The 21,113-nt window shown below is 70.0% G+C and carries 24 protein-coding genes; 8 read left to right on the top strand and 16 right to left on the bottom strand.

Annotated features, from left to right (window positions below; all coding sequences use genetic code 11):
- Positions 1-6: 6 nt before the first annotated feature.
- Positions 7-1,458, bottom strand: coding sequence for a gamma-aminobutyraldehyde dehydrogenase (locus MRBLWH11_RS08280; protein ID WP_116633948.1), 1,452 nt, complete (start codon positions 1,456-1,458; stop codon positions 7-9).
- Between the two features lie 100 nt (positions 1,459-1,558).
- On the opposite strand from MRBLWH11_RS08280, the gene MRBLWH11_RS08275 reads away from it, so the two are divergent.
- Genes MRBLWH11_RS08275 through MRBLWH11_RS08265 form a run of 3 tightly spaced genes read left to right on the top strand, consistent with a single transcriptional unit; the run spans position 1,559 to position 3,823 of the window.
- Positions 1,559-2,026, top strand: a complete 468-nt coding sequence (locus MRBLWH11_RS08275) for an Lrp/AsnC family transcriptional regulator (protein WP_341947498.1) — start codon at positions 1,559-1,561, stop codon at positions 2,024-2,026.
- Positions 2,027-2,075: 49 nt separating this feature from the next.
- The gene (locus MRBLWH11_RS08270; RefSeq protein ID WP_341947497.1) at positions 2,076-3,479 is read left to right on the top strand and encodes an FAD-dependent oxidoreductase; all 1,404 of its coding nucleotides are present in this window, start codon (positions 2,076-2,078) and stop codon (positions 3,477-3,479) included.
- Positions 3,476-3,823: a cupin domain-containing protein gene (locus MRBLWH11_RS08265; RefSeq protein WP_341947496.1), complete on the top strand. Its 348-nt coding sequence runs from the start codon at positions 3,476-3,478 to the stop codon at positions 3,821-3,823. The genes MRBLWH11_RS08270 and MRBLWH11_RS08265 overlap by 4 nt, the downstream gene beginning before the upstream one ends.
- 81 nt (positions 3,824-3,904) lie before the next feature.
- Here the strand turns inward: MRBLWH11_RS08265 and MRBLWH11_RS08260 are convergent, their stop codons facing one another.
- From MRBLWH11_RS08260 to MRBLWH11_RS08250, 3 genes are read right to left on the bottom strand one after another with little or no spacing between them, the layout of a single operon-like run.
- Positions 3,905-4,660 carry a phosphatase PAP2 family protein gene (locus MRBLWH11_RS08260; RefSeq protein ID WP_341947495.1) on the bottom strand — a complete coding sequence of 252 codons (756 nt, stop codon included), beginning with the start codon at positions 4,658-4,660 and terminating at the stop codon, positions 3,905-3,907.
- Positions 4,657-6,219 carry a carboxylesterase family protein gene (locus MRBLWH11_RS08255; protein WP_341947494.1) on the bottom strand — a complete coding sequence of 521 codons (1,563 nt, stop codon included), beginning with the start codon at positions 6,217-6,219 and terminating at the stop codon, positions 4,657-4,659. Before MRBLWH11_RS08255 ends, MRBLWH11_RS08260 begins: the two co-directional genes overlap by 4 nt.
- Before the next feature lie 29 nt (positions 6,220-6,248).
- Positions 6,249-7,556, bottom strand: a complete 1,308-nt coding sequence (locus MRBLWH11_RS08250; RefSeq protein WP_341947493.1) for an MFS transporter — start codon at positions 7,554-7,556, stop codon at positions 6,249-6,251.
- Positions 7,557-7,705: 149 nt separating this feature from the next.
- On the opposite strand from MRBLWH11_RS08250, the gene MRBLWH11_RS08245 reads away from it, so the two are divergent.
- Positions 7,706-8,275 (top strand): helix-turn-helix domain-containing protein, encoded by a 570-nt coding sequence (locus tag MRBLWH11_RS08245; protein ID WP_341947492.1) that lies wholly within the window; start codon positions 7,706-7,708, stop codon positions 8,273-8,275.
- Between the two features lie 130 nt (positions 8,276-8,405).
- Here MRBLWH11_RS08245 and MRBLWH11_RS08240 read toward each other — a convergent pair whose 3' ends face one another.
- From MRBLWH11_RS08240 to MRBLWH11_RS08220, 5 genes are all read right to left on the bottom strand, one after another.
- Complete coding sequence (locus tag MRBLWH11_RS08240) at positions 8,406-9,398, bottom strand: site-specific DNA-methyltransferase (protein WP_341947491.1); 993 nt, start codon at positions 9,396-9,398, stop codon at positions 8,406-8,408.
- A complete protein-coding gene (locus MRBLWH11_RS08235; protein ID WP_341947490.1) occupies positions 9,377-10,426 on the bottom strand; it encodes a biotin/lipoate A/B protein ligase family protein in 1,050 nt (349 codons plus the stop codon). The genes MRBLWH11_RS08240 and MRBLWH11_RS08235 overlap by 22 nt, the downstream gene beginning before the upstream one ends.
- 37 nt (positions 10,427-10,463) lie before the next feature.
- On the bottom strand, positions 10,464-11,201 hold the full coding sequence (locus MRBLWH11_RS08230; RefSeq protein WP_341947489.1) for a DUF1684 domain-containing protein: 738 nt from the start codon (positions 11,199-11,201) through the stop codon (positions 10,464-10,466).
- A gap of 151 nt (positions 11,202-11,352) precedes the next feature.
- A complete protein-coding gene (locus MRBLWH11_RS08225; RefSeq protein ID WP_341947488.1) occupies positions 11,353-12,231 on the bottom strand; it encodes an alpha/beta fold hydrolase in 879 nt (292 codons plus the stop codon).
- A gap of 34 nt (positions 12,232-12,265) precedes the next feature.
- Positions 12,266-13,003 (bottom strand): copper homeostasis protein CutC, encoded by a 738-nt coding sequence (locus MRBLWH11_RS08220; protein ID WP_341947487.1) that lies wholly within the window; start codon positions 13,001-13,003, stop codon positions 12,266-12,268.
- Between the two features lie 109 nt (positions 13,004-13,112).
- On the opposite strand from MRBLWH11_RS08220, the gene MRBLWH11_RS08215 reads away from it, so the two are divergent.
- The 3 genes from MRBLWH11_RS08215 (at position 13,113) to MRBLWH11_RS08205 (ending at position 15,295) form a co-directional block, all read left to right on the top strand.
- Positions 13,113-13,505, top strand: coding sequence for a MarR family transcriptional regulator (locus MRBLWH11_RS08215; protein WP_341947486.1), 393 nt, complete (start codon positions 13,113-13,115; stop codon positions 13,503-13,505).
- 5 nt (positions 13,506-13,510) lie between these two features.
- Entirely contained in the window at positions 13,511-14,839 is a 1,329-nt protein-coding gene (locus MRBLWH11_RS08210) for an MFS transporter (protein WP_341947816.1), read from the top strand.
- Positions 14,840-14,908: 69 nt separating this feature from the next.
- Positions 14,909-15,295, top strand: a complete 387-nt coding sequence (locus MRBLWH11_RS08205; protein ID WP_341947485.1) for a hypothetical protein — start codon at positions 14,909-14,911, stop codon at positions 15,293-15,295.
- A 30-nt stretch (positions 15,296-15,325) separates the two neighbouring features.
- Here the strand turns inward: MRBLWH11_RS08205 and rocD are convergent, their stop codons facing one another.
- The 7 genes from rocD to MRBLWH11_RS08170 form a co-directional block, all read right to left on the bottom strand.
- Entirely contained in the window at positions 15,326-16,531 is a 1,206-nt protein-coding gene (gene rocD / locus MRBLWH11_RS08200; protein ID WP_116633923.1) for an ornithine--oxo-acid transaminase, read from the bottom strand.
- Positions 16,532-16,581: 50 nt separating this feature from the next.
- Positions 16,582-17,460 carry a dimethylargininase gene (gene ddaH / locus MRBLWH11_RS08195; protein WP_341947815.1) on the bottom strand — a complete coding sequence of 293 codons (879 nt, stop codon included), beginning with the start codon at positions 17,458-17,460 and terminating at the stop codon, positions 16,582-16,584.
- Positions 17,461-17,645: 185 nt separating this feature from the next.
- Complete coding sequence (locus tag MRBLWH11_RS08190; protein WP_341947484.1) at positions 17,646-18,656, bottom strand: NAD(P)-dependent alcohol dehydrogenase; 1,011 nt, start codon at positions 18,654-18,656, stop codon at positions 17,646-17,648.
- A 1-nt stretch (position 18,657) separates the two neighbouring features.
- Positions 18,658-18,873 carry a helix-turn-helix transcriptional regulator gene (locus MRBLWH11_RS08185; protein ID WP_116633921.1) on the bottom strand — a complete coding sequence of 72 codons (216 nt, stop codon included), beginning with the start codon at positions 18,871-18,873 and terminating at the stop codon, positions 18,658-18,660.
- A complete protein-coding gene (locus MRBLWH11_RS08180) occupies positions 18,873-19,319 on the bottom strand; it encodes a hypothetical protein (RefSeq protein WP_243408795.1) in 447 nt (148 codons plus the stop codon). The genes MRBLWH11_RS08185 and MRBLWH11_RS08180 overlap by 1 nt, the downstream gene beginning before the upstream one ends.
- 82 nt (positions 19,320-19,401) lie before the next feature.
- Positions 19,402-19,710 carry a putative quinol monooxygenase gene (locus MRBLWH11_RS08175; RefSeq protein ID WP_341947483.1) on the bottom strand — a complete coding sequence of 103 codons (309 nt, stop codon included), beginning with the start codon at positions 19,708-19,710 and terminating at the stop codon, positions 19,402-19,404.
- Positions 19,707-20,126: a heme-binding protein gene (locus MRBLWH11_RS08170; RefSeq protein WP_341947482.1), complete on the bottom strand. Its 420-nt coding sequence runs from the start codon at positions 20,124-20,126 to the stop codon at positions 19,707-19,709. The genes MRBLWH11_RS08175 and MRBLWH11_RS08170 overlap by 4 nt, the downstream gene beginning before the upstream one ends.
- A 117-nt stretch (positions 20,127-20,243) precedes the next feature.
- Here MRBLWH11_RS08170 and MRBLWH11_RS08165 point away from each other — a divergent pair, with 117 nt between their 5' ends.
- Positions 20,244-21,110: a LysR family transcriptional regulator gene (locus MRBLWH11_RS08165; protein WP_341947481.1), complete on the top strand. Its 867-nt coding sequence runs from the start codon at positions 20,244-20,246 to the stop codon at positions 21,108-21,110.
- The last annotated feature ends 3 nt before the right edge of the window (positions 21,111-21,113 follow it).

Below are 21,113 nucleotides of genomic sequence, written 5' to 3'. Positions count from 1 at the left end.
AGGGCATCAGTCCAGCGCCGTCATCACGTGCTTGATGCGCGTGTAGTCGTCGAAACCGTACTGCGAGAGATCCTTGCCGTACCCGGAGTGCTTGAATCCGCCGTGCGGCATGTCCGACACGAACGGGATGTGGGTGTTGATCCACACGCAGCCGAAGTCGAGGTCGCGCGAGAACCGCATCGCCCGCGCGTGATCGGTCGTCCACACCGAGGAGGCCAGCGCGTAAGGCACGTCGTTCGCCATCTCCAGCGCCTCCTCCTCCGATTCGAAGGCCTGCACCGTGAGCACGGGACCGAAGATCTCGCCCTGCACGGCCTCGTCGTCCTGCCGCAGCCCCGACACGATCGTCGCCTCGAAGAAGTACCCGTGATCGCCCTGACGACGGCCTCCGGTCTCGATCGTCGCGTGCGCGGGAAGCCGCTCGACGAACCCCGACACCTGCGCGAGCTGCGCGGCGCTGCTCAACGGCCCGTACAGCACGCCCTCTTCGCGCGGCCCGCCCGTCCGCGCATCCGTCCGGGTCCGCTCGACGAGCGCCGCCACGAGCTCGTCATGGATCGACGAGTGCACGAGCACCCTGGTGGCCGCCGTACAGTCCTGACCGGCGTTGAAGAACGCCGCATTCACGATCCCCGCAGCGGCCTTCTCGATCGACGCGTCCGGGAACACGATCGCGGGAGCCTTGCCGCCGAGCTCGAGGTGGACGCGCTTGACGTCGTTCGCGGCCGATCGTGCCACCGCCATGCCCGCGCGCACCGACCCCGTGATCGCGACCATCTGCGGAGTCGGATGCTCCACCAGTGCCACGCCCGTGTCGCGGTCGCCCAGCACGACGTTGAGGACGCCGGCGGGTGTGTGCAGCGCGACGATCTCTGCCAGCAGCAGCGTCGTGAGCGGGGTCGACTCGGCGGGCTTGAGCACGACCGTGTTGCCGGCGGCGAGCGCGGGCGCGATCTTCCACACCGCCATGTTCAGCGGGTAGTTCCACGGCGTCACCTGACCGATCACGCCGACCGGCTCCCTGCGCACGAACGAGGTGTGCCCGGCGAGGTACTCCCCCGCTGCGCGCCCCTCGAGACTGCGTGCGGCGCCGGCGAAGAAGCGGAGCTGGTCGATCGACTGCAGGATCTCGTCGGCGACGAGGCTCGCGCGGGGCTTGCCCGTGTCCTGCGACTCCAGGTCGGCGAACTCCTCGGCCCGCTCCTGCATCTCGTCGGCGATGCGGAACAGGGCGAGCTGCCGGTCGGCGGGAGTCGTGTCGCGCCACAGCGGGAAGGCAGCGGATGCCGCGGCGTAGGCCGCATCCACGTCACCGGCATCCGACACCGGGATCTCGCCGTAGGTCGCCTCGGTCGCCGGGTCGAGCAGCGGCATCCGTCCGGCACCGTTCGCGGGCACGTAGCGGCCGCCGATGAAGTTCTGCAGCGGGGCGGAGTTCTTCAGGAGATCACGGAGCATGGCGCCAGCGTAGTGGCTCGGCCACGAAATCAAAAGGTCTGATCACCATGAAACAACTGAATCAGTTGCTATCCACATTCGAGCCTGACAATATCGACCCATGAGCACGAAGACCAAGCAGCTGGCACTCGACGACATCTCGAAGCGGATCGTCGAGCTCCTGCAGGAGGACGGCCGGCGGCCCTATGCCGAGATCGGGCGCGAGGTGGGACTCAGCGAAGCAGCTGCCCGCCAGCGCGTGCAGCGCATGACCGAGGCGGGCATCATCCAGATCGTCGCCGTCACCGACCCCATGCAGCTGGGCTTCCACCGCATGTCGATGATCGGCATCCGCGTCTCCGGCGATCCTCGAGAGATCGCGGAAGAGCTGACGAAGATCCGCGAGCTGGCCTACGTCGTGGTCACCCTCGGCACCTTCGACATCCTCGTCGAGGCCGTGTGCGAGGACGACGAGCACCTCATCGACCTCATCGCGACCCGCATCCGCACGATCCCGGGCGTCGCGCACACCGAGAGCCTGCTCTACGCCGGCCTCTACAAGGACCTCTACAACTGGGGCACGCGCTGACGCGCACCCCACCGCATCCGCGCCCGAATCCGCACGACCAGGAGTGACCATGGGAACCACCGTCTTCGAACGCCGCCTGCCCGCCCCCGTCGCAGTCGCCGGGTCCCTGCGCGACACCGCGTTCGGGGTGTTCTGGCTCGATGACGTGACGCGCACCGCGCACCCGACCCTCACCGGGCACGTCACGGCCGACCTCGCGATCGTGGGTGGCGGCTATGCCGGGCTGTGGACGGCCGTGCGCGCCAAGGAGCGCGATCCCGAGCGACGCGTCGTGCTGCTCGAGGCGTCGCGCATCGCGTGGGCGGCATCCGGTCGCAACGGCGGATTCTGCGAGGCGAGCCTCACCCACGGTCATGAGAACGGCCTGACCCGCTGGCCCGAGGAGATCGACCGCCTCGAGGAGATGGGACTCGAGAACCTCGACGGCATCGAGCAGACGGTGGCCCGCTACGACATGGACGTCGACTTCGAGCGCACGGGGCAGCTGGCCGTCGCCGTCGAGCCGCACCAGGTCGAGTGGTACCGCGACGAGCCCGGATTCCTCGACCAGGAGGCCGTGCAGGCCGAGGTGCACTCCCCCACGTTCCTCGGCGGCGCCTGGGAGCGCGAGGCCTGCGCGATGGTGCACCCGGCGAAGCTCGGCATGGAGCTGGCGCGCGTCGCGGCCGACCTCGGCGTCGAGATCTACGAGCACAGCCTGGTGAAGCGCGTCGAGGGCGACGGCTCCGGGCCGATCACGCTCGTGACGGCGAACGGACGGGTGACGGCGGATGCCGTGGCTCTCGGCACGAACGTCTTCCCCTCGCTCCTCAAGCGCAACCGGCTGATGACCGTGCCGGTGTACGACTACGTGCTGATGACCGAGCCGCTATCGACGGAGCAGATGGCGTCGATCGGCTGGTCGAACCGCCAGGGCCTGGCCGACAGCGCCAACCAGTTCCACTACTACCGGCTCACCGCCGACAACCGCATCCTCTTCGGCGGGTACGACGCGATCTACCACTACGGCGGCAAGGTGCGCCCCGAGTACGAGGACCGCATGGAGAGCCACCGCAAGCTCGCCTCGCACTTCTTCACGACGTTCCCGCAGCTCGAGGGCCTGAGGTTCACCCACCGCTGGGCCGGGGCCATCGACTCGTCGAGCCGCTTCTGCGCTTTCTTCGGCACGGCACGAAAGGGCCGCGTGGCCTATGCGACCGGGTTCACCGGGCTCGGTGTCGGGGCGGCGCGCTTCGCCGCCGACGTCATGCTCGACAAGCTGTCGGGCGAGGTGACGGAGCGCACGGATCTGCGGATGGTGCGCGAGAAGCCGATCCCGTTCCCGCCCGAGCCCGCCGCCTCGATCGGCGTGAACCTCGTGCGCGCCGCGATGAACCAGGCCGACCACAACGGGGGCAAGCGCAACCTGTTCCTCAAGACGCTGGATGCCGTCGGCATGGGGTTCGACTCGTGAGCGAACTGCGTCCCGGAGCCGGCGTGGATGCTGCCGCGCTGCTCCTCGTCCACACCCCTCTTCCGGTCGAAGAAGTGCAGGAGGGGTCTCCGACCGCGGCGAGCGCCGCCCTCGCCACACTCGGTGACACCGAGATCGGCGTCTGGGAGATGACCCCGGGCACGGCATCCGACACCGAGGTCGACGAGGTCTTCGTCGTCATCGCGGGTCGCGCGACCATCGCGTTCGACGACCCCGACCTGCCCGACCTCGAGGTCGGTCCGGGCTCGGTGGTACGTCTCGCCGACGGCCAGCGCACGATCTGGACCGTCAGCGAGACGCTGCGGAAGATCTACATCGCCTGAGGCGCGGTCGTTCGAGACGCTTTGCAGGTTCGTTTCACAGTTGCAGGTCGAGATCGCCGATCTCGACCTGCAACTGTGCGATCAACCTGCGTTGCGAGGCCGGATGCGGCGAACGAACCACACCCGCCGCTCGTGATCGCGACCCAGCCACGGCAGGAACGCCCACCACAGCAGCACGGCGACCGCGGCGCCGCCGATCAGCCCCGCACAGGTGTCGGTGAACCAGTGCGCGTTGATCAGCGTGCGCTGCCACACCATCCCGGCCGCCAACAGCACGCCGATCACGATCCAGATCCGTCGCGCCCATACGGCGGATGCCGGGATGAGGGCGAGCACGGTGATGATGATCGCCGCCATGCTCACCGAATGCCCGGAGGGGAAGGAGCCATGATCGACCTGCACGAGGGGACCGAACAACCCGGCCACCGTGTCCTCGGCGGGGCGCGGCCTGTCGACGAGGTTCTTGGTGAGCTGCGACAGGAGCCCGGGTCCCGCCAGCTGCACGGCGATCACGAAGAGCGCCGAACGCCACCGTCCCACGAGCACGAGGACCAGCGGCAGAAGGATCATCATCAGCACCGCGCCGGGGAGCTGGCCGAGATGCTGGAACAGCTGGGCGAGCGCGAACGCCGGCACCCAGGAGTCGGGCCCGACGCCGACGGCCCCGCGCCACAGGTCGTCGAGGGCTTGAGTCCACGGGGCATCCGGCGCGGCGAGCACGCCGAGCGCGAGCGCGACGAACGCGACCAGCAGTCCGAGCGCCGTCCACAGCATCCACCGCGGGCGCGCGACCGTCACCGGCCGGGTCGAGGACCCGGCCGTCTCCACGGCGGTCACGACGCGGCACCCAGCAGCGGACGCACCGATGCGTAGGCGTCGGCGATGTCACGCGTGGGCGTGTCGTACACCCGTGCGATCCCGCCTGTCCCGTCGTGTCTCGGCCATCCCGGGTCGCCGCTCGTGATGAACGCGACCGCGGCGCCGTGCAGCTCGTCCGCGAGCTCCTGCGGCGGCTTCGGTCCCGCCAGCGGCTCCATCGCCGGGCCGTCGAGGCAGTCGAAGAAGAACGGCACGTCGAGGCAGTGCTCCGCGAATCCGAACTGGCCCGACGGCCAGGAGAACCGATACAGCCAGGTCGGGGCCGACCCCCGATCCTCGACAACGCGCAGCAGCGCCGCGCGGAACATCCGATCGGTGAGCAGCCGACCGGCGAGACGCGCCTTGCCCCGTCGCGCGACATCGGCGTTCGCGTCGAGGTACGCCGGGCGCACGCTTCGCGGAAGGCCGAGCCTGGCGAGCAGGAAGCTCTGCGGCACCCAGCGCAGCGCCCGTTCCGCAGCACCCGTGAACGCCATGGTGAACTCGTCGTCGGTCGCGCCGAGCACGAGCGGCTTGTCAGCCCCGACTCCCGCGCGCAGCGACTCCCTCGTCGACCGCGGCAGCAGGTCGCCGTCGATCGACGGCCCCAGCGGCAGCCCCTCGTCGACGATGGCTCCGAGCGACGACGGGCCGAGCTGCGTGGCCTTCTTCTGCAGCGCCAGCACGCGTTCCTCGGCGAGCGACGAGAATCCCGCGACCGTCGGCTCGACGCCTGCGGTCGCGGCGAGACCCCGGCCGAACGCCTCCGCACGCTCCGCCGACACATCCGCGAGGGCGCCCGAGACCGCGTAGACACCGTGGAACAGATGCTGCGCCTTCTCCATCCCGAGCAGCGTCAGCACCGCGCCACCGCCGGCGGACTGGCCGGCGATCGTCACGCGCGACGGGTCGCCGCCGAACGCCGCGATGTTCTGCTGCACCCACTCGAGCGCCAGCAGCCAGTCGCGCACGCCACGGTTCGACGGGGCATCCTCGATCCAGCCGAAGCCGTCGAAGCCGAGACGGTACGAGATCGACACGGTCACGACGCCGTCGCGGTTGAAGTTGCGGCCGTCGTACCAGGGGCTCGCCGGGGAGCCGGCGAAGTAGCCGCCGCCGTGGATCCAGACGAGCACCGGCAGCCCGGCATCCGGTCCCTCACCGCTGGGCCCCTGAGCCTCACCACTGGGTCCCTGAGCCTCACCACTGGGTCCCTGAGCTCGTCGAAGGGCAGGCGTGAAGACGTTGACGTTCAGCGTCGACTCTCCGTCGACGCTCGGCTCCGGGATGAGCGTCACGCCGGGGTCGCCCCGCTGCGCGGTCGGCCCGAACTCGAGAGCGTCCCTCACCCCGGCCCACGGGGCCTTCGGCACCGGCGCCTGGAACCGCAACGCGCCCACCGGCGGTTCCGCGAACGGGATGCCGAGGAATGCCGCAGACCGCGGATTCCCCCGCCCACCCGTGGTCGGACGCCAGCGACCTCGCACGCGCCCTGCGGCGGTGGCCACCTCGACGAAGTCGGTGTCGGTGTCGGTCATCACAGCATTCTCCTGTTCGTTGCTGAGCATCAGCGCACTCCCTTGATCGGAGCGGTGGCGATCGCGGCGAGGATGACGAACACGATCGCGAACACGAAGAGCGTCGCGTAGCCCCCCAGCGCCGTGATGATCACTCCGCCGATCGCGGGGCTCAGCGCCTGCGGCACGTTGGTCGCGACGTTGAGGATGCCGAGGTCCTTGCCCGCCGAGACACCCTCGTTCGGCAGCACCTCGGTCATCAGCGCGGCATCCACCGACATGTACAGCCCGAAGCCGATGCCGTTGATGATGCTCATCAGGATCATGCCGGTCATGTTCGGCTGCAGCAGCGGCATCGCGAGCCCCGCCACCATGACGACGGATGCCGCATAGATGAACACCTTGCGGCGGCCGACCTTGTCGCTCCACCAGCCCGAGAGCGCGATCGCGACGAGGGTCGGCACGAAGGCCACGAGCGTGAGCGTGACCACGGCCCCCTGGGCCTCGGCGAGCGGAAGGCCGATGTAGTCCGTCAGCATGTACAGCTGATAGGCGCTCACGACGAAGTACCCGAGGATGAGCAGGAAGCGGGCGGCGAAGGCCCAGGCGAAGTCCGGGTGGCGGCGCGGGTCGATCCAGAATCCCCGGAAGAAGGCGCCCCAGCGGAACGCATCGACCGCGGCATCCTTCGACGACCAGTCCCGGTTCACGAGGGCGAACAGCAGGGCGGCGACGATCACCGCACCGCCGAAGACGGAGTACCCGATGCCGATCTGCGCGGCGAAGGCCCCGGCGAGCATGATGCCGACCGTCATCCCGAGCTGGGTGCCGAGCCCGATCATCGCGCTCGCGCCGCCGCGCTTGGCGCGCGGGAAGCGATCGGCGGTGATGGCGGTCAGCGGCGCCTGGAAGAAGTTGAGGGCGACCTGGATGACGACCCAGAACACCGTGATCCAGAGGATGTCGCTGAGCGAGCCGAGACCGAAGAGGAAGATGCCGCCGACGATCGCGCCGATCACCATCCACGGCACCCGACGACCGAAGCGCGAGCGGGTGCGGTCGCTGAGCGCGCCGACGATCGGCTGCGCGAACAGCGTGAAGACGAACGAGATGGTGGTGACCAGGCCGAGGTTGGCGACCTTGTTCGCCTCGTCGATCAGCAGCACCTGACTCGGCAACAGGATCGCGATGAGCCCGCCGTACGTGGCGAAGAGGGTGAGCGAGGCGATCAGCAGACTGGGCAGCAGCCTGCGGTTCGCGGGCGGACTGGCGGCGGGTTCACCCGCCGACGGCGGCGCCGACCGGATGGTCCCGGTCGGTGCGAGTTCGGCGGCGGGGTCGAGCGGGGACACGGACATGTCGGCTCCTCGTTGAGCGGATGCGGAATGAATCCCAAACGGTGTTTGGTATTCATCGGACATGGTGACAGACGCGTCCTCGCGAGCGCAAGTGATTCACGAACGTTGTTTGGTTTTCGTGATCGAGTCGTGACGGATACCCTGGAGCCATGGCGACTCGAGGGGCATACGCGAAGGGCGTCGCCAAGCGCGAGGAGATCCTCGAAGCGGCCCTCGCCGTCGTCGCCGAGCACGGGTATCGCAAGGCCTCGGTGCGGGAGATCGCGGATGCCGCGGGCCTCAGCCCCGCCGGCCTCCTGCACTACTTCGGCACCAAGGAGGAGCTCTTCGTCGCGATCCTCCAGGCGCGCGACGACCGCGACGAGCAGGAGTACGCCGGCGAAGACGTGATCGCGGCCTTCCTCGCGGTGACCCGGCACAACGCCTCTGTCCCCGGACTCGTGCAGCTCTACGCGCAGCTCGCCGCCGAGGCCGGCGACCCCGAGCATCCGGCGCACGACTACTTCCGCGACCGAACCGCGCGCGTCGAGAGCTTCACGCTGGCGCAGGTCGCGGCTGATCAGCAGGCGGGCCGGCTGCGCGACGACCTCGATCCGGCCTGGATCGTGCGGACGATGCACGCCCTCGCCGACGGCCTGCAGTCCGCCTGGATGCTCGACCCGACGCTCGACATGGCCGCTGAGATCGAGCAGTTCCTCGTGCTGCTGCGCCCGATCTGACCCGCCTGGCCTCCATCTGCAGGCTCATCTCACGCCCGCAGGTCGAAACCGTCGATCTCGACCTGCACGTGTGCGATCAACCGACGGATGCCGGTGGGGGCGGCGCGGCGTTTCGTCTCGCTGCGCTCGCTCAACGACCGGAGGACGAGATGACCTCGGCGTGCGGCATCCGCTCGGTCATCACGCGGACGGCCTCGGGATTGTCGTCGACCAGCACCGCATCGCGGCCGAGCACCGACGCGACCGCCCCGGTCGTACCGCTGCCGGCGAAGAGGTCGAGGACGCGGTCGCCGGGACGACTCGACGCCGTGACGATGCGGCGCAGGATGCCCTCGGGCTTCTGCGTCGGATACCCGGTCTTCTCGCGCCCGGTCGTCGGCACGATCGTGTGCCACCAGACATCGGTGGGGAGCTTGCCCCGGGCCGCCTTCTCCGCCGTCACGAGCCCCGGCGCCATGTACGGCTCACGGTCGACATCCTCGGAGTTGAAGACGTACTCGCGCGGGTTCTTCACGTAGACGAGGATCGTGTCGTGCTTGGTCGGCCAGCGGCGCCGGGACTTCGCTCCGTAGTCGTAGGCCCAGATCAGCTCGTTGAGGAAGCAGTCCCGCCCGAACACCGCATCGAGCATGACCTTCGCGTAGTGCGCCTCGCGGTAGTCGAGGTGCAGGTAGAGGGTGCCGTCGTCGGCGAGGAGCCGCCACGCCTCCTCAAGCCGCGGCATGAGGAACGCCCCGTAGTCGTCGAAGCTGTCGTCGTACGCGCGCAGCATCCCGCGCACCCGCTCGTAGGCGTGCCCGTGGAACCCGCGCCGCACCTCGGTCGCGGCATCCGCGTGTTCGGTATTCAGCAAGACCGGCGCGGAATCGGCCGGCGAGACCCCGTCAGCGGCCGGTTCCCCGGATTCTGACTGAGTTGTGAACGCGCGTCGCGCGGTGACCACCTGCCGCTCCTGCGCGCGACCCGTGTTGAACGGCGGGTCGAGATAGACGAGGGTGAAGGATGCCGCGGGCAGAGACGCCGCGGCGACGAGGTTGTCGCCCTCGATGATCGTGACGGAGCCCTTCGACGCCGGGGCCCCCGAGCCCGTCGAAGGGTCGGTCACGGCACCCGATGCAGCCACGCCTCGGTGGCGAACTTCGACTCCACGAGGGCTTCGGCTGCGACGTACTCGTCGGGGGCGATCGTGCCCGTCTCGGCATCCGTCAGCGAGCGGAAGGTGTCCTTGAAGCGCTCGATGATCTCGGCGCGGGTCAGCCCGGTCTGGCTGCGCAGTGGGTCGACGCGCTTCGCCGCAGAGGTCGTGCCCTTGTCGCTCAGCTTCTCGCGGCCGATGCGCAGCACCTCGGTCATGGTCTGACCGTCGATGTCGTACGAGAGCGTGGCGTGGTGCAGCACCCCGCCGTTCGCGAGGCGCTTCTGCGCGGCGCCGCCGATCTTGCCGGTCGGGCTCGCGATGTCGTTGAGCGGCTGGTACACCGCATCGATCCCGAGCGACCGCAGCGCCTGCAGCACCCAGTCGTCGAGGAACGCATAGGAGTCGGCGAACGTCATGCCCGCGACGAGGGATGCCGGAACGTACAGCGAGTACGTGATGATCTGTCCCGCGGCCATGAGCATGGCCCCGCCGCCGGAGATTCGGCGCACGACGTCGAAGCCGTGCCGGGCCGCGCCCTCGGGGTCGACCTCATTGCGGTACGACTGGAACGACCCGATGACGACGGCGGACTCGTCCCACTCCCAGATGCGCAGCGTCGGCCGGCGGCGCCCTTCGCCGACGCGCGAGGTGAGCACCTCGTCGAGGGCCAGGTTCATCCGCGGCGAGACGGCCTTGTCGTGCACGATCTCCCAGTCGAAGTCGCGCCAGCCCGGTGCGGTCACCAGTGCGCGGCGCACGGCCGTGCCGACGGCTTCGGGCGTGAAGCCGAGCAGTTGGGCCCCGTCGGGCAGAGCCTCGCGCACCGCGGCGGCGATGACCGTCGCATCCGACTCCACCGCCAGGCCGTTCACGGCGGCGTTGATGTCGTCGAGCGCCGTGTCGGGCTCGAGGAAGAAGTCGCCGGCGAGTCGGAAACGCGCGATCCTGTCGTCTTCGACGTCGAGGTCGACGACGACCAGCTTTCCTCCTGGAACCTTGTATTCACCGTGCACGGTTCCAGCTTAAGGCGCGCCGGGGGCCCGCGGCGGGTCAGCCGCCGAGCACGACGACGCGTTCGCCCGCCCGGATCGGCGTCGAGTAGCGGTTGCCCGGCAGCGGAAGCGGGCAGACGAACTGATCCGAGAACGCACAGGGCGGGAGGTAGGCGCGGTTGAAGTCGATGATCGCGGAACCGTCATCGGCGGGCTCCTCGACCGGGAGGAAGCGGAACCGGTAGGTCTCGAGTCCGTTGGTGCCGTCGGCGAAGACGGCGCTCAGGGTCCCCTGCGAGCTCCGCGTCACGGTCAGCGTGTGCGGCGCACCCGCGAGCTCGAAGTGCAGACGTCCCGCGACAGGAGACTCCCGCTCCTCGCCGTCGACCGCGGTGATCACGACCCGCTCGTCGGGCGTCTGCTCGAACCGCGCCGGCAGGCGCCAGCGCTCGTCGGGCGCATAGGCGTCGATCGCCGTGAACCATTCGCGCTGCGGACGGGACGGGTTCAGCACCCGCAGAGCCAGCGTTCCGTGACGGTCGAAGACGCGCAGCTCCCGCCGCCCGAGCCGGAAGCTCTCGGCACCCCGCAGCGTCACGCTCGCACCGGACTGCCCGAGCTCGCTGCCGCGGATGCCGCCGTCGCCGGTCAGCGCCCAGAGGCCCGGGATGCCGTCCACGGCCGCCGGCATCTCGATGAGCCAGTTCGTCGACTCCAGGGCCGAGGGACCGTACTCCGATCCCGCGAGCCGCTCACGCGCCGCGTGCCAATCGCGCCATTCGCTGACGAAGCTCATCCGACCGCCCTCTCGCGTTCCCGCGGAATGATGGTCCGAATGTAGAACGACGGCGGCGGCCGCCGCCCGGATGACGTCACGCACCTTCACCGTGCGTAATGTCGCGACTCCGAAGGGAATGCGCGAGCGCTGTGCCGGGTTGCCGCGCGGGTCAGCCGTCCGCGCGCGACGGGAAGCGGCTGTCCAGCCAGGCGAGCACGTCGGCGCGCACCTCATCCTGCTGCAGCTCGTTGAAGATCTCGTGACGGGCATCGGGGTAGACCAGCGTCGTGACGTCGGCGAGACCGGAACGCGAGCGGTACTCGTCGGCGAGCTTGTGCACGCTGCGCGGTCCGCCCACCGGATCGTCGCGACCGACGAGCAGCAGCATCGGGATGTCGTGGCCCGCCTTCGAGACGAGGTCCTTCGCCGGGCGGCCGTAGAGCTTGGCGGCCTCGATCGGGCCGAAGAGCTTGAGCAGCGGGACGTCGGTGGTGAGCGGGTCCTCATCGAACGCCTCCCACACGGCGGGATCGCGGCTGAGCCACTCGAGGCCGGTCGCACCCTCGTCCTTCGCCCAGCGCGCGTTGAGCGGCGCGGCGTTGAGCGACCCCGGAGTCAGCAGGGCCGATCCGGAGAGGATGACGGCGTCCCAGGCCTCGGGGTGGTGATTGACGAGCTTCTGCGCCAGGAACGATCCCCACGAGTGCCCGAGGAGCACGAGCGGCAGATCGGGGTTCTCGTCGCGGATGATGCCGGTGAGCTGCCAGATCGCGTCTTCGGCCGCGCGGAGTCCGCCCGCGCCGAGACGCCCCAGCCGCGCGGGTCCGCCGTGCTGACGGATGCCGGTGCGGCCGTGGCCGCGATGATCGTCGGCGTACACGACGAATCCGGCATCGGTGAGGGCCTTCGCCAGCACGCCGTATCGGCCGGCGTGCTCGCCGACGCCGTGCAGGAGCTGGACCACTCCTCGGGCCGTCGTGGTGGCCGGATGGACGTCGTAGACGATGGCGATGCCATGGGCGTCGGTGAACTCGCGGGTATCCGTCACGGGGGAGAGCCTACCGACCGCGGGTCGCCGCCGGTTACCGGCCGAGTGCGGCGCAGACCGCGAGCGCCGTGTCGAGGTCGGTGACCTCGTAGCCGCCGACGCCGTCCGCGGCGGAGCCCATGCGCACTCCCCCGACCTCGCGCACCGCCCGCTTCGCGGAGAAGTGGATGGCGTCGACGCCGCTCGCGGCGAGCGCCGGAGCGCTGGCCGCGTCGACCCCGCTGCCGGCCATGACCTCGATCCCGCCCTCGGCGGCGGCGACGAGCATCCGCAGCGTGTCGACGCCGTCGATCGCGACGGATGCCCCGCCGGAGGTGAGCACGCGACGGAGTCCGAGGTCCCTGGCCGTGCGCAGGGTCGCGACCGGATCGGGCGTCACGTCGATCGCGCGGTGGAGGGTGACGGATGCTCCGCCGGCGGCGTCGCGCAGACGCACCATGGCGTCGACGTCGAGAGAGCCGTCGGCGTCGAGGGCGCCGATCACGACGCCGGCCGCACCGGCGCCGATGGCGCGGCGGACGTCGCGCTCCGAGACCAGGAGCTCGTCCTCGGTGTAGTGGAATCCGCCGGCGCGCGGCCGGATCAGGACGTGCACCTCGGGCCCTCCGGCGCCCGCCGTCTCGACGGCGAGCTCGAGCGTCGCGGGAGACGGCGTGAGTCCACCGAGGGCGAGGGCACTCGCGAGCTCGACGCGCGTCGCGCCGACCTCCGCGGCGATGCGCACTCCGGCGGGGTCCTGCACGGCGATCTCGAGGGCGAGGGTTCGGGTCATCCGACCATTCTGCCGGGTCGCCCTTCCCCTCCTCCAGAAGGTTAGATAGGCTAACTAAGTAATGTCTGCGTCTGATGAATCCCTCCACCTCACCGCCACAGACCTTCGCATGGCCACGTTCCGGCTCGCCCGCCGCCTGCGCTGCGCCCGCGCCGCCGACTCGATGAGCGATGCGCAGCTCGCGGTGCTCGCCGATCTGCGCGTGAACGGACGCCGCACGATCTCGACGCTCGCCGAGCGCGAACGGGTGACCGCGCCCTCGATGACCAGCATCGTGAACGGCCTCGAGGAGCAGGGCTTCGTCGCCAGGACCCCGGATGAAGACGATCGCCGCCGCGTGCAGGTCGACATCACCGACGCGGGGATCGAGATCGTCGTCGAGACCATCCGCCGCCGCGACGAGCTGCTGGCCGACATGCTCCGCGAGGTCGACTACACCGAGGCGGAGCTGGCCACGCTCCGAGAAGCCAGCGCGCTGATGCGACGGGCGGTCGAGCGATGAGCGCCATGTTCCGCTCGTTCGCGAACATCAACTACCGCATCTGGTTCGCCGGGGCCCTCGTCTCGAACATCGGCGGCTGGATGCAGGCCACGGCGCAGGACTGGGTCGTCCTCACCGAGCTGACCGACAATGACGCGACGGCGATGGGCATCACGATGGCCCTGCAGTTCGGCCCTCCTCTTCTGCTGGTGAGTCAGACCGGCTGGGTCGCCGACCGCTTCGACCGACGCCACATCCTGCTGTGCACGCAGACCGCGCTGCTGGGGCTGGCCGTCGCCGTCGGCATCCTGCTGCTCAGCGGCGTCATGACCCTGCCGATGATGTTCTGCTTCGCGCTCGGGTTCGGCGTCGTGAACGCCTTCGATGCGCCGGCGCGGCAGGCGTTCGTGTCCGACATGGTCACCGCCGGCGACACGTCGAACGCCGTCGCCCTGAACTCGGCATCCTTCAACCTCGCCCGCATGATCGGCCCGGCGGTCGGCGGTCTCCTGATCGTGGCGATCGGCTCCGGCTGGGTGTTCATCGTGAACGCCGCGACGTTCCTCGCGATGATCCTCGCGCTGCTGATGCTGCGGAAGAGCCTGCTCGCCGCGCGTCCGAAGACGCGCAACAGGGGCGGCCTCCTCGCCGGATTCCGGTACGTGTGGGGGCGCAGTGATCTGCGGGTCGTGTTCGTGACCGTGTTCCTCATCGGCGCCTTCGGCATGAACTTCCCGATCTTCGCCTCGACCATGGCGATCGAGTTCGGATCCGGAGCAGACGGCTACGGCGTGCTCAGCTCGATCCTCGCGATCGGCTCGCTCGCCGGCGCTCTGCTCGCGGCCCGGCGCGACCGGGCGCGCGTGCGCGTCGTCATTCTGGCGGCGGGCGGATTCGGCGTCGCCGCCTTCGTCTCCTCGGCCATGCCGACGTACGCGTCGTACGCGGTGACGCTGATGTTCACGGGCTTCATGATCGTGACGCTGCTGACCACGGCGAACGGCTACGTGCAGATGACGACCGACCCCTCGCTGCGCGGACGGGTGCTCGCCCTCTACATGGCGGTGATCATGGGCTCGACGCCGGTCGGCGCGCCCATCGCCGGCTGGGTCGCCGACGCCTTCGGTCCACGCACGGCGATCATGCTCGGCGGGACGGCCGGATTCGTCGCCTGCGCGATCGGCGCGATCTGGGTGTTCACGTCCGGACGTCTGCACCGCGACGAGAACCGTCGTTTCCTGCTCACTCTCGACGAGACGCGTCCGCTCAGCGTCATCGAGCGGGCCGACCCGATCGAGTTCAGCGACGAGGCCGCCGCGACCACGCCGATCCGCACGGCGACGAAGAACGACTGAACCGTCCTCGCGCGAGGGCCCGTTGTCAACACCCTTCGCGTCTGTCTTCGCCGAACGTAGGGTCGGCGCATGGACCACAACAGCGAAAGCACCCCGCACCCGCAGGATCCGGCCGAAGGCGCCACCGGCGTGGACGGCACGACCGAGAACGAAGGCCATGAGGGCGGCGACGACGGCGCCATCCAGGGCGATGCCGCGCGCGGCGAATCCACCGGCGGCGCGATCCAGGGCAGCGCAGGGCCTGATCATGACGGCTCCGACAGCGGCGACGGCGGCGCGATCCAGGGCGACAGCTCCCGTGGCGAGTCCACGGGCGGCGCGATCCAGGGCAGCGCAGGACCCGGGCACGGGGCGCCGCTCGGCGGCGACGAGACGACCGAGGATCAGCTCCAGGCCGACAACGCCGCCGAAGAGGACACCCTGAAGACGCTCGACCCGGATTCCCCGCCGGCCTGAGCCTTTTCTGCCGAGGTGGAGTGACGCGAGTCAGGCCCCGAGAACGAGCTTGAGCTGCTCCACCGCCCAGTCGAGTTCGGTAGCGCGGATCACGAGCGGCGGGGCGATGCGGATCGTCTGGCCGTGCGTGTCCTTCACGAGCACACCGCGGGCGAGCAGCTTCTCGGCGATCTCGCGCCCGGTGCCCTTGGCGGGGTCGATGTCGACGCCCGCCCACAGGCCTGCGATACGGACGGCTGTCACGCCGTGTCCGATCAGGGGCTGCAGCGCCTGATCGAGGTGGGCGCCGAGCGCACGAGCACGCTCCTGGAACTCCCCCGACTCGAGCATCTCGACCACACGGAGGCCGACGGCCGCAGCCAGCGGGTTGCCGCCGAACGTCGATCCGTGCTCCCCCGGCTGGATGACGCCGAGCACATCGGCGTTGCCGACAACGGCGGAGACGGGCAGGATGCCGCCGCCGAGGGCCTTGCCGAGCAGGTACAGGTCCGGGACGACGCCCTCGCGGTCGCACGCGAACGTCTCTCCGACGCGACCGAGTCCGGACTGGATCTCGTCGGCGATGAAGAGCACGTTCTTCTCGTCGCAGATCTCGCGGATGCGACGCAGGTAGCCCTCGGGCGGGATCACGACCCCGGCCTCCCCCTGGATCGGCTCCACGAGCACGGCCGCCGTGTCATCCGTGATGGCGGCCGCGATGGCATCCGCATCCCCGTACGGCACCACGTCGAATCCGGGCGTGTACGGGCCGAACCCGTCGCGCGCCGACTCGTCGTCGCTGAAGCTGACGATGGTGGTGGTGCGGCCGTGGAAGTTGCCGGCGGCGACGATGATGCGCGCACGGCCCTCCGCGATGCCCTTCACCCGGTAGCCCCAGGCGCGGGCGACCTTGATCCCGGTCTCGACGGCCTCGGCGCCGGTGTTCATCGGCAGGACCATGTCCTTGCCGGCGAGCTCGGCGAGCGCCGCCGCGAACGGCTCCAGCCGATCGCTCTGGAACGCGCGGCTGATCAGCGTCACGCGCCCCAGCTGCTCGGTGAGAGCTGCGACCAGAGCCGGATGCCGGTGGCCGAAGTTCACGGCGGAATACGCGGCGAGCAGGTCGAGGTAGCGCTTGCCCTCGACATCCGTCAGCCAGGCCCCCTCACCACGGGCGATGTTCACCGGGAGCGGGTGGTAGTTGTGCGCGACGTGCGGCTCGGTCGCCGCCTCCACCTGAGTCCCTGAGCCTGCCACCTGGGTCCCTGAGCCTGCCACCTGGGTCCCTGAGCCTGTCGAAGGGCCCGTCACTTGGCACCGCGCAGCTCGAGCGTGCAGCACTTGATGCCGCCGCCGCCGAGCAGCAGCTCGGACAGGTCGATCATGATCGGGTTGTAGCCGCGCTCGCGCAGCTGCTGCTCGAAGCCCTTGGCCCGCGGCGAGATGACCACGTTGTAGCCGTCGCTCGCGGAGTTCAGGCCGAAGACCGAGCCGTCCTCGTCCGACACGAGGATCGCGTCGGGGAAGCGCTCCTCGAGGATCGCGCGGCTGGCGTCGTCGAAGGCGCCGGGGAGGTAGGCGATGTTGGCGCGCTCGGGCCCGCCGTTCTCCGTGCCCTGCACCGGGTCGAGCACGGCGATCGCAGTGTCGAGGTGGTAGAAGCGCGGATCCACGAGGTTCAGCGAGACGACCTCGCGACCGAATACCTCGCCGACCTCCCGGTGGCTGTCGCCGGTCGAACGGAAGCCGGTGCCCGCCAGGATCACGTCGCCGACGAGCAGGAAGTCGCCCTCGCCCTCGTTGACCTCTTCCGGGATGACGGTGTCGTAGCCGGCCGCGCGGAACCAGTCGGCGAAGGCCGGGGACTCGCCCTGGCGCTCCACGAACCGGAACTTCGGCACATAGGCGCGGCCGTCGATGAGGAAGCCTCCGTTGGCCGTGTAGACCATGTCGGGGAACCCGGCGAGCGGCTCGATGAGCTCGACCTCGTGGCCGAGCTCAAGGTAGAGGTCGTGCAGCTGCTGCCACTGCTCGACGGCCTTCGCCGTGTCGGTCGGGTTGGCCGGCTCCATCCACGGGTTGATCTTGTAGCTGACGGTGAAGTGCGACGGCTTGCACATCAGGTAGTGACGGTGGTGCGCGGTGCGGGTGGGCACAGCGGTCGCGGTGGTCTCAGGCGTCGACAGCGTGTTTTCGAAAGACAAGATGCTCCTCGGAACGATACGCGGCGGACTCTGTCCAGGGGCCCGGCGGTCCTTCGACCCGCTTCTCGTCAGAGGGGTTGCGGGGAAGATGCGACTCGAGCACGCCAGCTCCCATTCTGTCATCCACCCCCTGTGCGTCGCCAGAGCGCGCCGGGATGCCGAGTGCGTCAGCCGGCGCGCACGACGAGCTTGCCGACCGTGTGCCCGGCTTCGATGTGGGCGAGCGCGGCGGATGCCTCGGCGAAGGGGTACTCGCGCTCGATCACCGGGGAGATGCGCCCCTCGGCGACGAGCTCCAGCAGCTTGGCCAGCACCTCGGGGCGCGGCGAGGCCGCGAGAGGACGGATGCGGCGGGATCCGATCGAGAGGAAGGCCGCCTTGATCATGCGCGGCACGGGACCCATGATGTGCCCGCCGTCGCCGGTCACCAGCACCACCGTGCCGCCGGGCGCGACGAGGCGCTGCAGTTCGCGCAGCGGCATCCCTCCGGCGATGTCGATCACCGCGTCGAAGTGCTCGGCGGGCAGCTCGCTCAGCGGCGAGGTGCGGTGGTCGAGGGTGCGGGTGGCGCCGAGGTACTCGACGAGCGGCGCGTTGCGGGTGCGGCAGGTGGCCCAGACCTCGGCGCCGCGCAGGGCGGCGAGCTGCACCGCGAAGGTGCCCACCCCGCCGGATGCCCCGATGATGAGCACGCGTGGCGCACTGCCGGCGCGCAGCCCGACCTCCGCGAGATCGAGCGCCTGCCAGGCGGTCCCGCCGGCGACCGGAAGGCACGCGGCGACCGCGGGGTCGACGTCGGGCGGGACCGGGACGAGCCGGGCTGCGGGGACGCGCACGTAGGTCGCGAGCCCGCCTCCCCCGACGAGCTCTCCCACCACGTGCTCGTCGAGCTCGGCGCCCACGACGTCGGGGCCGACCGCGACCACGGTTCCGGCGGCCTCGATGCCGCGCACCGGGTACTTCGGCTTCGTCATGCCGAAGATCGGCCGCACGAGCAGAGGATCTCCGAGCATGAGGCGGACGTCGCCGGCGTTGAGGGCCGTGGCGCTCACGCGAAGGACCACCTCGCCGCGACCGGGGACCGGCACGGGGATCTCCTGCAGTGTCGTCCCGGAGGCGGGGCCGTAGGTGTCGCGGCGCCAGGCGGTCATGGTCGGGGTCTCAGACGTGTTGTCCATGTCACTGCTCCGGGTACTGGAAGAGGGCGTCGATCCCCACGCCGAAGGCGCGGGCGATCTGGAAGGCGAGCTCGAGCGTGGGCGAGTACTTCTCCTGCTCGATCGCGATGAGGGTCTGCCGGGTCACGCCGATCGTGCGGGCGAGGTCGGCCTGGGTCATCCCCGCCGACTCCCGGTGGGCGCGGATGCTGTTGGAGACGCGGGTCGGCTTGACCATCAGATCAGCCCCCGGCGGTACGCGATGACGCGGGCGACGCTGCCGATGGCGGCGGCGACCCAGAAGCCGGCGAACATCGTGTTCGCGATCCAGAAGACGTCGGCCCCGACCGCGCAGAGGGCGATCACGCCGAGTCCCGCGATCACGACGAAGGCCTGCTCGACGCGTCCGCCCAGGCGGCTGATGTCGCGATCGCGGATGTCGGCCTGGCCGATGCCGCCGGCATCCTTCACTCCGGCGATCATGCCCCAGACGATGCTGAGGATGATCACGGCGAGGATGCTGCCGCCGATCACCCACAGCATGAGCGGGAACCAGTCGACGTCGGTGAGCGGACCGCCCGCGGCCTGCTGCACGATGAGGATGACGTAGACGATCATCGTGATCGGGCTCACGATCAACCCCGCCCAGGCGTTGCGCTCCTCGTAGACCATGATGCCTCCCATGTAAAAGATTCTTGACACGAGAGTACGCCTCAGCGCTCCCTCGTGTCAAGAATCTTTTACATCGGCTCCGGTCGCCGAGGCCTCAGTCCGAGACCTGCGTGAGGAACGTCAGCGCGAGCGGCTCGGCGAGCAGGTCGTCGGCCTGTGCCGCGAAAGCCACGTAGTGGGCGGTCTGCTGGTGCTCGCCGAGAGCGCCCATCGACGCGAACGCCTCGCGCATGACGAACGTGCCCGGCGCCTCGGTCTTCTCGAACAGGACGTAGTCGAGGTTTCCCGGCTCTGCCCTGGTCGGCTCGATGAGCGGCAGCAGCGCGCGCCGCAGGTCGTCACGCCGCCCCTCGCGCGCGACCAGCGTCGCCAGCGAGACGACGACCTCGCCCGCCGAGCTCACGCCGACGCTCCGATGGCCGCTGCCGCTGTGACAGCGATCGCGTGGTCCTGCTCGGCCGTGCCGCCGCCGACGCCGACGGCGCCGATGATCTCTCCCTGTGCGTCTCGGACGGGTACTGCTCCTCCGAGGAAGGCGAGCGGCGCGGCGACGGCGTGCTCGAACCCGAACAGCGGTCCCCCGGGAGCGGTCGCGCCGGCGAGGTCGGCCGTCGCGGTGCCGCCGAAGTACAGCGTCGTGCGGGCCTTGCTCAGGCTCGCGTCGATCGCCGCGATCGGCGCCCCGTCCTGTCGGACGACCAGCACGGGCTGCACCCCGGCATCGACGATGGTGATGACGACGGCGACGCCGTGCTGCCGAGCCGCGTCCTGGGCGGCGGCGGCGGCGCGGGACGCGGTTTCGATGGTGAGAGCGGTCATGGTTCTTCCTGTCTGTCCGGACGCCCGGTGCGGCGTCTGAGGGATGGAACACACCGCCCTCGATCCCCATACCCCGCATGCGATGCAAGAAAGCGCTGATATCCATACACTCAAGACATGGATGTGACCGAGCGGCAGCTCCGCGCCTTCATCGCCGTGTGCGACGAAGGCTCGATCACGCGCGCCGCTGCGCGTCTCTTCGTCAGTCAGCCGACGCTGTCCCGCCAGCTCGTCGCGCTCGAACAGGCCCTCGGCGTCGCCCTGGTCGAGCGCCTCCCTCGGTCCACGCGTCCGACCACCGCCGGGCGCACCCTGCTCGACACGGCGCGGGCGGTGGTCGCCGCCCACGATGACCTCGTCCGGACGGCGCGCACCGTGACCAGCGGCGCGGTCGGAGAGCTGCGGGTCGGCACCCTGTACTCCCTCAGCCTGGGCATCCTCCCGGCGATCCTCGCGGACTGGCGATCGCAGCATCCGCGCGTACAGGCCGAGCTCCACGAGTTCCGTCATCAGGAGGAGCTGGTAGCCGGCCTCCTCGCCGGGGCGTTCGATCTCGCGATCGGCCCGGTCCCCGAGGGCTGGACGGGCGGTCGGAGCCGCCTGGTCGAGGAGGAGTTCGTCGTGGTGCTCTCCGGCGCCGATCGACGGACTCCCGACGGCCCGCTCGACCTCGCCGATCTGCGGGACGACGACTGGGTGCACTTCACCCCGGACAACGGATTGGGAGAACTGCTCGACGCGGCCTGCGCGCGTGCCGGGTTCATCCCGCGTGCCGCCCTGCGCACCGAGCAGGCCCGGGCCGCGGTCGAGTACGCCCTGCACGGGCTCGGCCATACCCTGGTGCCACGAAACATCGTGCCTCCGCAGGTCGCGGCGCACGCGCTGCGGGAACCCGTGCGCCGCGACATCTCGGTCTACTGGCGCGGTGCCACGGACCCGCTGATCCGCTCGCTTCTCGCCAGCGTGACCACGAGCGGACGCTGAGAC

Source organism: Microbacterium sp. LWH11-1.2 (genome assembly GCF_038397745.1).
Lineage (GTDB): Bacteria > Actinomycetota > Actinomycetes > Actinomycetales > Microbacteriaceae > Microbacterium.
This window is presented reverse-complemented; position numbering and strand designations above follow the sequence as displayed.

What these genes read in the sequence shown, in the direction of transcription:
- MRBLWH11_RS08280 (WP_116633948.1), bottom strand. Translation starts at nt 1,458, where the DNA reads ATGCTCCGTGATCTCCTGAAGAACTCCGCCCCGCTGCAGAACTTCATC.
- MRBLWH11_RS08275 (WP_341947498.1), top strand. Translation starts at nt 1,559, where the DNA reads ATGAGCACGAAGACCAAGCAGCTGGCACTCGACGACATCTCGAAGCGG.
- MRBLWH11_RS08270 (WP_341947497.1), top strand. Translation starts at nt 2,076, where the DNA reads ATGGGAACCACCGTCTTCGAACGCCGCCTGCCCGCCCCCGTCGCAGTC.
- MRBLWH11_RS08255 (WP_341947494.1), bottom strand. Translation starts at nt 6,219, where the DNA reads ATGACCGACACCGACACCGACTTCGTCGAGGTGGCCACCGCCGCAGGG.
- MRBLWH11_RS08250 (WP_341947493.1), bottom strand. Translation starts at nt 7,556, where the DNA reads ATGTCCGTGTCCCCGCTCGACCCCGCCGCCGAACTCGCACCGACCGGG.
- MRBLWH11_RS08245 (WP_341947492.1), top strand. Translation starts at nt 7,706, where the DNA reads ATGGCGACTCGAGGGGCATACGCGAAGGGCGTCGCCAAGCGCGAGGAG.
- MRBLWH11_RS08230 (WP_341947489.1), bottom strand. Translation starts at nt 11,201, where the DNA reads ATGAGCTTCGTCAGCGAATGGCGCGATTGGCACGCGGCGCGTGAGCGG.
- MRBLWH11_RS08220 (WP_341947487.1), bottom strand. Translation starts at nt 13,003, where the DNA reads ATGACCCGAACCCTCGCCCTCGAGATCGCCGTGCAGGACCCCGCCGGA.
- MRBLWH11_RS08215 (WP_341947486.1), top strand. Translation starts at nt 13,113, where the DNA reads ATGGCCACGTTCCGGCTCGCCCGCCGCCTGCGCTGCGCCCGCGCCGCC.
- MRBLWH11_RS08210 (WP_341947816.1), top strand. Translation starts at nt 13,511, where the DNA reads ATGTTCCGCTCGTTCGCGAACATCAACTACCGCATCTGGTTCGCCGGG.
- MRBLWH11_RS08205 (WP_341947485.1), top strand. Translation starts at nt 14,909, where the DNA reads ATGGACCACAACAGCGAAAGCACCCCGCACCCGCAGGATCCGGCCGAA.
- MRBLWH11_RS08190 (WP_341947484.1), bottom strand. Translation starts at nt 18,656, where the DNA reads ATGGACAACACGTCTGAGACCCCGACCATGACCGCCTGGCGCCGCGAC.
- MRBLWH11_RS08185 (WP_116633921.1), bottom strand. Translation starts at nt 18,873, where the DNA reads ATGGTCAAGCCGACCCGCGTCTCCAACAGCATCCGCGCCCACCGGGAG.
- MRBLWH11_RS08180 (WP_243408795.1), bottom strand. Translation starts at nt 19,319, where the DNA reads ATGGGAGGCATCATGGTCTACGAGGAGCGCAACGCCTGGGCGGGGTTG.
- MRBLWH11_RS08170 (WP_341947482.1), bottom strand. Translation starts at nt 20,126, where the DNA reads ATGACCGCTCTCACCATCGAAACCGCGTCCCGCGCCGCCGCCGCCGCC.
- MRBLWH11_RS08165 (WP_341947481.1), top strand. Translation starts at nt 20,244, where the DNA reads ATGGATGTGACCGAGCGGCAGCTCCGCGCCTTCATCGCCGTGTGCGAC.